The sequence below is a fragment of the Gordonia hydrophobica NBRC 16057 genome, from assembly GCF_001592365.1.
GTDB classification, from domain to species: domain Bacteria; phylum Actinomycetota; class Actinomycetes; order Mycobacteriales; family Mycobacteriaceae; genus Gordonia; species Gordonia hydrophobica.
Map to the genome: position 1 here is coordinate 80,926 of NZ_BCWU01000015.1, position 7,009 is coordinate 87,934.

The 7,009-nt window shown below is 64.5% G+C and carries 7 protein-coding genes and 2 pseudogenes; 7 read left to right on the forward strand and 2 right to left on the reverse strand.

Annotated features, from left to right (window positions below):
* The first annotated feature begins 325 nt into the window (after positions 1-325).
* From GH2_RS19585 to GH2_RS19595, 3 genes are read left to right on the forward strand one after another with little or no spacing between them, the layout of a single operon-like run.
* Positions 326-568, forward strand: coding sequence for a hypothetical protein (locus GH2_RS19585; protein WP_066172043.1), 243 nt, complete (start codon positions 326-328; stop codon positions 566-568).
* A complete protein-coding gene (locus GH2_RS19590; protein WP_066172045.1) occupies positions 565-1,104 on the forward strand; it encodes a DoxX family protein in 540 nt (179 codons plus the stop codon). Before GH2_RS19585 ends, GH2_RS19590 begins: the two co-directional genes overlap by 4 nt.
* 12 nt (positions 1,105-1,116) lie before the next feature.
* Positions 1,117-1,836 carry a hypothetical protein gene (locus GH2_RS19595; RefSeq protein WP_066172046.1) on the forward strand — a complete coding sequence of 240 codons (720 nt, stop codon included), beginning with the start codon at positions 1,117-1,119 and terminating at the stop codon, positions 1,834-1,836.
* A gap of 309 nt (positions 1,837-2,145) precedes the next feature.
* Here the strand turns inward: GH2_RS19595 and GH2_RS19600 are convergent, their stop codons facing one another.
* Complete coding sequence (locus tag GH2_RS19600) at positions 2,146-2,532, reverse strand: ArsR/SmtB family transcription factor (RefSeq protein ID WP_066172068.1); 387 nt, start codon at positions 2,530-2,532, stop codon at positions 2,146-2,148.
* A gap of 76 nt (positions 2,533-2,608) precedes the next feature.
* Here GH2_RS19600 and GH2_RS19605 point away from each other — a divergent pair.
* Positions 2,609-3,013 (forward strand): annotated as a pseudogene (locus tag GH2_RS19605) (MFS transporter); the annotation flags it as partial.
* Positions 3,014-3,067: 54 nt separating this feature from the next.
* Positions 3,068-4,335 (forward strand): IS3 family transposase gene (locus GH2_RS19615; RefSeq protein ID WP_157086159.1). Its coding sequence is split into 2 segments (ribosomal slippage): positions 3,068-3,371 and positions 3,371-4,335, totalling 1,269 coding nucleotides; the frame shifts between segments, so codons are not numbered across the junction.
* A 63-nt stretch (positions 4,336-4,398) separates the two neighbouring features.
* Here GH2_RS19615 and GH2_RS19620 read toward each other — a convergent pair.
* Positions 4,399-5,745 (reverse strand): IS256 family transposase, encoded by a 1,347-nt coding sequence (locus tag GH2_RS19620; protein WP_372434606.1) that lies wholly within the window; start codon positions 5,743-5,745, stop codon positions 4,399-4,401.
* Between the two features lie 82 nt (positions 5,746-5,827).
* On the opposite strand from GH2_RS19620, the pseudogene GH2_RS19625 reads away from it, so the two are divergent.
* A pseudogene (locus GH2_RS19625) lies at positions 5,828-6,451 on the forward strand (IS3 family transposase); the annotation flags it as partial.
* Between the two features lie 67 nt (positions 6,452-6,518).
* A partial coding sequence (locus tag GH2_RS22230) for an MFS transporter (protein WP_369692257.1) occupies positions 6,519-7,009 on the forward strand: 491 nt, incomplete at its 3' end.

Genomic DNA, 7,009 nt, shown 5'->3' on the forward strand with positions numbered 1-7,009 from the left:
GGAGTGAGGGATTGCTCAGGCATGGTGCATTTGCTTCAGGTGCGGGGTTTCGAAGTCAGGACGGCGACTCTGTGTGTTGCTGAAGAAGCCGCGCTCGATTCACATTACCAAGAGATCAATTATCTCGTCTCCGTGTAGAGGAGGTGTGAGTTCTCGAGCAGTCGATGGGAATCGAGATAGAAGGCATCGCAACACGATTGCGGATACCACTGGATCGATGGGATAGTTGAGATCTCGGGCGACTAGTGCTTCGACGATTGCGAGGTCAAGAGTCGTCTGACCGTAGTCGCCCAATTGGGTGACCAGGTCAGTGTCTGCTAGTCGGATGCCCGCGAGGAGTTGGGGACCACCGCTGGTCGGCACTCCCGAGGAGCTGCGCGAGATGTTCGTGGCCGAGGCCGAGCGTGGCGTCGACCTGATGATCGTGCGGTTCCACGACCGAGCCGAACCCGACACGATCGACGTGTTCGGCCGTGAGGTGATCGCACCGGTCGAGGAGGTCATCGGCTCGGCGCGAACCGATCAACGACACGGCGACAGAACGAATACCGAGAAGGAGACGCAATGAGATCACTGAAGCGGTCCGCAGGGAGGTCGACGCCTCTGTCCCGACAAGGCCTGGACGCGGTGCGGCTGCTCCTGCGTGCTTCGGTCGGCGGGACGATGGTCGCGCACGGACTCAAACACGCGACCAGTCTCACCGGCACGGCGGGATGGTTCGAGTCGATCGGCTTCCGCAAGCCGAAGATTCAGGCGGCGGCAAGCGCCGTCGTGGAGACAGGGGCGGGTGTCGCGCTCATCGCTGGTGCGGGGACGCCCTTAGCGGCCGCGGCGGTGGTCGGCACGATGGCGGTCGCGGGCCGATCCGTGCACGTGAGTAACGGCTTCTTCATCACCGCCGAGGGCTGGGAGTACGTCGCCAACCTGGCGGTCGCAGCCGTGGTGTTGGCGGGCGTCGGACCGGGCCGGTGGAGCGTGGACCGACGACTCGGCATCGACTCCGCACTGACCGGCGATACGGCAGCCGCGTTCGCCGCAGGAGTGGGCGCCGCAGGTGCGCTCGGGCAGCTGGCGGCGTTCCACCGGCCGGGTGCGCGGCCCTGAGGAGATGACGCCGTGCCCGATAACGACTCCTCGTCGGCGCTGCATCCGCGCCACGGCATCCACGAGCCGATGAAATCGACCCCGAAGCTGGCCCGAGGCGTTCGTCGGCGGACGACCGCCGTCGACATCGACTACGTGCCCGACAACGGACATCTGATTCTCACGGGTTCGGCGCGGGACAGTCGGATGGACTCGACCGGGTCGATCTTCGTGAGCCCAACCGACCGGGTGCGCGTCGAAATGGACTTCCTGAACGGCCGCACCGTCACCGACGTCACCGCCGACCCCTGGGACCCGAGTCTGGGCGGGCTGGTGGGATCGAGTGCATCGTCCGGCTTTCGGACCCGACTCGCCGAACTCGTCCCGGACCACGTCGCACGACGCAGTCGCCTCCACCTGATGCTCGACGACGTGCCGGTGGCGGCGTTGATCGGTGGCAACAGCGTGTCGTACCAGGTGGCGGGCATGCGTTCGGCGGCGAGTGTGGCCCAGCATGCGGGCGGTGCCGGATACTGTGCCGGATACGCCGACGACGCGACGATGATGACGACCCTGCGCGCCGAGGGTGCTCTCCCGTTGCCGACCGGACCGGAGACGCCGGACGTGCTCGCGAGCGCGATGCCCGACCAGTGGCAGCCCCTCGGACCGACGGCGGTGCTGGGCATGCGTCGGCTGAGGCGGATGGACGTCGCACGCGGCTGCTGCATAGAGCCCGTATGCGACCGGCTTTGATGAGGTTCGGCGTACTGTGTGGGTCTTTGTGTGGCGGTCGGCGATCCATTCCTTGCTCGCCTGCCTGCTGACTGTGGGTTTGGTGGCGTCGTCGAGGCGGCGTTGGAGAATCAGGAAGCCGCCGAGCGCCAGCACAGGCCAAGACCCTAGGAGCATCACGAGCATGAACGTTGACAGCTCTTGGTCGGTGTTCGCTGGTGTGGCTACGCCCGCTGCAGTTACCAGGTCGGTGCTGGTCATGTGATTATTCATCCGCTCATGAGGTTCTGTTGTGGAACGTTTGGCGCGGTCGGTGCGAACACGGTGTGGCTAGCCTGCCTGATCGTTGATGTCGTGTGCGATCGACCGGCGGTGGTCGGGCAGGGCGTTGGTCTGGTGATCGGCGGCGCTGAACACTTCGGTGAGTAGTTCCTGCAGGTGGAGGTCTCGGACGCTGTAGAGGCTGCGTCGTCCTTCTTTGCGTGATTGGACGAGTCCAGCGAGTTTGAGTTTGGCGAGGTGCTGGGAGACCGTGGGCCGCGCGGCCTGGAGGTCGTCGGTCAGTGCGGCCACGTCGTACTCGCGTTGCCCGAGGATCCAGAGGATCCGCATCCGTGTGGGGTCGGCGAGCATGCGAAGCAGGGACGAGGCGGCATCGATGACGTCGTCGGACGGCCCTTGTGCGCCCCAACCTCTTACTTCATCATGTGCATACATGAGCACCAGTATGTCATAGTGGGCCTGTTCGCGACCGAGTCTGATCGGCCGTGGCGGGTGAGGAGGCGGCAAGGCAATGACGAGATCGTTGTTTGGGGTGCGTGATTACCGGCATCTGTTTGGTGCGCAGGTGGTGGCGTTGGCGGGCAATGGGCTGGCGACGGTCGCGTTGGGACTGTTGGCGTTCAAGCTTGCTGGTCCGAATGCGGCGGCGGTGTTGGGGACGGCGTTGACCATCAAGATGGTGGCGTACGTGCTGGTGGCACCGGTTGCGGGAGCGTATGCGGGCCGGTTCAATCGGCGCGGTCTGTTGGTGAGTTTGGATGTTGTGCGTGCCGGGGTGGTGGTGGCGCTGCCGTTCGCTGATCAGGTGTGGCATGTGTACGTTTTGGTGGCGTTGATGCAGTCGGCGTCGGCCGCGTTTACCCCGACGTTCCAGGCGGCACTGCCCGATGTTCTGCCCGATGAGAAGCAGTACACCTGAATCGCACTGGGTTGGTTGGAGTCTCCATCGTTTGGAAACGAGGATGTACTCATGCCGAAGGACACCAACCCGGACAAGCCGACCACCCGTCGCTATAGCTCTGAAGAAAAGGCCTCCGCGGTGCGGATGGTCAGGACCCTACGGGCCGAGCTGGGCACCGATCACGGCACGGTGAAGCGAGTGGCGACCCAGCTCGGGTACGGCACCGAGTCTGTGCGCTCGTGGGTGCGTCAGGCCGATATCGACCAGGGCCACGTTGCGGGGGTCAGCACGAGCGAGTCGGCGAGGATGAAGGCCCTCGAGCAGGAGAACCGCGAGCTCAAGCGGGCAAACGAGATATTGAAGCGAGCTGCGAGTTTCTTCGGGGCGGAGCTCGACCGCCAGCACAAGAAGTAGCCGCGTTCATTGACGCCAACTGCGATGATGTCGTCGCGGGTCGGCGTTTGGGGGTCGAGCGCATCTGCGCAGTTCTGCAGGTGGCCCCGAGCAGCTACTACGAGGTCAAGAAGCGGAAACCGTCGGCACGGTCGAAGCGTGATGAGGTGATGGGTCCAGTCGTCTACGCGTTGTGGGAGGACAACTTCCGCGTCTACGGGGCACGAAAGATCTGGAAGGCGGCCCGGCGTGCTGGCCATGACATCGGCCGGGACCAGGTCGCCCGGCTGATGCGCGCCGCCGGGATCGAGGGTGTCCGGCGCAGCAAGCGGGTGCGCACCACCAAACCCGACCCCGGGATGCCGCGCCACCCCGACTTGGTGCGTCGTGACTTCACCGCCACGGCGCCGAATCAGTTGTGGGTCACCGACCTGACGTTCGTGCCGACCTGGGCCGGCGTCGCCTACGTCTGCTTCATCATCGACGCCTACTCACGCACGATCGTCGGGTGGCGGGTCGCCTCACACATGCGAACCACGATGGTCCTCGACGCGATCGAGATGGCCCGATGGTCACGCGGCACCCAACTGACCGGACTGCGATGTCACAGCGATGCCGGGTCGCAGTTCACCTCGATTCGCTACGGCGAGCGCCTCGCCGAGATCGGAGCAACTCCCTCGATCGGCACCGTCGCAGATTCCTACGACAATGCGCTGGCAGAGACGGTCAATGGCTACTACAAAGCCGAACTCATCCGCGGCCCTGCCCGCGAGGGTCGGCCGTGGAAGACCGTCGAGGACGTCGAGCTCGCGACGCTCAGCTGGGCCCACTGGCACAACAACGACCGCCTGCACGGCTATCTCAATGACGTGCCGCCAGCAGAGTTCGAGGAGACGTTCTACGCTACGAGACGGGCCGACCAGACCCTGGTCGGAATCCAATAGCCCGAGCCTCCATCAGACCCAGTGCGATTCAAGTTTCCTGTGTAAGTCGGTCTAGTGTTCGATTTAAAGGTGATGGTCGATTCGTTCGGGATAGACGATGGAGAGTTGCTCGAGAGCGCGTTTCCAGTTCGTGGTGACCGCGCCCTCGACGAGGCGTCCGGAGGCTCGGCGGTCAGCAGCTTTCTTCCCTCGTTCCTTGGCGCGTTCGCGGGCTCGCTTGTCCTCGATGTTGCAGATCGCCATCCACAACAACTTGACCGCGGCGTCGTCGTTGGGGAACTGCCCGCGGTTCTTCGTGACCTTGCGTAGCTGGTAGTTCAGCGACTCGATCGCGTTGGTCGTGTAGATCACCTTCCGTAGTTCGGGAGGGAACGCCAGGAACGGGATGAACCGGTCCCACGCCGCCCGCCACGTCTTCACCGCCGACTGGTACTTACGTCCCATGTCCGAGTCTTCGAACGCGTCCAGGGCGTCGGCGGCGGCCTGCGCGTTCGGCGCCTGGTAGATCGGCTTCAACAGCCTGACGACGGCCGCGCGGTCGGTGTAGGAGACGAACCGCATCGACGCCCGAATCAGGTGGACCACACAGGTCTGCACGGTCGCCTGCGGCCAGGTCGCCTCGATGGCGTCGGCGAACCCGGTCAGCCCGTCACAGCACACGATGAGCACGTCCTGGACCCCGCGGTTACGCAGGTCAGCGCAGACACCGGCCCAGAACTTGGCGCCCTCGTGCTCCTGGATCCAGATCCCGAGGACGTGTTTGATGCCGTCCATGTCGACGCCGACGGCGATGTGGGCGGCCTTGTTGATCACGTGTCCGCCATCGCGGATCTTGACCACGATCGCATCAAGGTAGATCACCGGGTAGAGCGCGTCGAGGTTGCGGTTCTGCCACTTGGCGACCTCGTCGGCGACTTCGTCGGTGATCTTCGAGATCGTCTCGTGCGAGAGCTCGGTCCCGATCGTCGAGGCCAGATGATGTTGGATGTCGCGGATCGTCATGCCGCCGGCGTAGAGCGAGACGATCATGCCGTCGAGGCCGTCCAACCGGCGTTGACCCTTGCGGACGAGCATCGGGGTGAATGTGCCGTCTCGGTCGCGGGGCACGTTCAGCTCGACATCACCGACCTCGGTCGCGATCGTCTTCGTGCTGTACCCGTTGCGCGAGTTCGGGAACGCCGAGGCGTCAGGGTCTCCGGCCTCGTAGCCGACGTGCTCGGTCAGCTCGGCGTTCAACCCGCGTTCGAGGGTGGCCTTCAACAGGGCATTGAGGAGGCCGCCTTCGCCGGCGATCGGTTGACCGGCGTCGATCTGGGCGAACACCCCGTCGAGGGCGCCGGAGGCGACGAGCTGGTCGACAGCTTCGGCCTGGGCACGTCGGCGTTCTTCACGCGTAACAGGTTGGTCCACAACCACATTCTCTTCGATGGTCACGAGGTGAGTTCCTTTCAGGAGTGAACATCACCGCTTACACACACCATCTGACACGCCCCGCAGCAAGCGGGTGCGCACCACCAAACCCGACCCCGGGATGCCGCGCCACCCCGACTTGGTGCGTCGTGACTTCACCGCCACGGCGCCGAATCAGTTGTGGGTCACCGACCTGACGTTCGTGCCGACCTGGGCCGGCGTCGCCTACGTCTGCTTCATCATCGACGCCTACTCACGCACGATCGTCGGGTGGCGGGTCGCCTCACACATGCGAACCACGATGGTCCTCGACGCGATCGAGATGGCCCGATGGTCACGCGGCACCCAACTGACCGGACTGCGATGTCACAGCGATGCCGGGTCGCAGTTCACCTCGATTCGCTACGGCGAGCGCCTCGCCGAGATCGGAGCAACTCCCTCGATCGGCACCGTCGCAGATTCCTACGACAATGCGCTGGCAGAGACGGTCAATGGCTACTACAAAGCCGAACTCATCCGCGGCCCTGCCCGCGAGGGTCGGCCGTGGAAGACCGTCGAGGACGTCGAGCTCGCGACGCTCAGCTGGGCCCACTGGCACAACAACGACCGCCTGCACGGCTATCTCAATGACGTGCCGCCAGCAGAGTTCGAGGAGACGTTCTACGCTACGAGACGGGCCGACCAGACCCTGGTCGGAATCCAATAGCCCGAGCCTCCATCAGACCCAGTGCGATTCAACCCGTGCCCTGTCGTACTCCCAGCTCGCCTCGACGATGGAGACGTTGCTGAGTCCGTTGCTGGCGGCACTGTTGATCAGCGTGATCGACTTCCATTGGCTGTTCGCTGGAACGGCGGCGGGGTTCCTCGCCTCGGCGGCGTTGGTGGTGTCCAGTCGGGTACCCAACGCTGTCCTTGTCGGTGGCTACCGAGTTCGTGACCGAGTGTTGTCGGGGGCTCGGGTCTTCCTTGCAACCCCGCGACTGAGGGGTTTGATGGGCCTGAATCTGGCCGTCGCCGGGGCGGGGTCGATCGTGATGGTCAATACCGTCAACCTCGTGCAGGACACACTCGGGCGCTCGGCCGCTGATGTGGCGTGGCTGCTGACCGCGAACGGGCTCGGGGTGTTGGTGATCGCCTTCGCTGTGCCCGTGCTGGTCGCTCGGTTCGGTGACCGTGCGGTGATGCTCACCGGTGCCGGCGTCTTATGTGTAGCTGCGGGGTGCGCGGTGGCGTTCACGTTCACCAGCACCGGTCTGTGGCATTT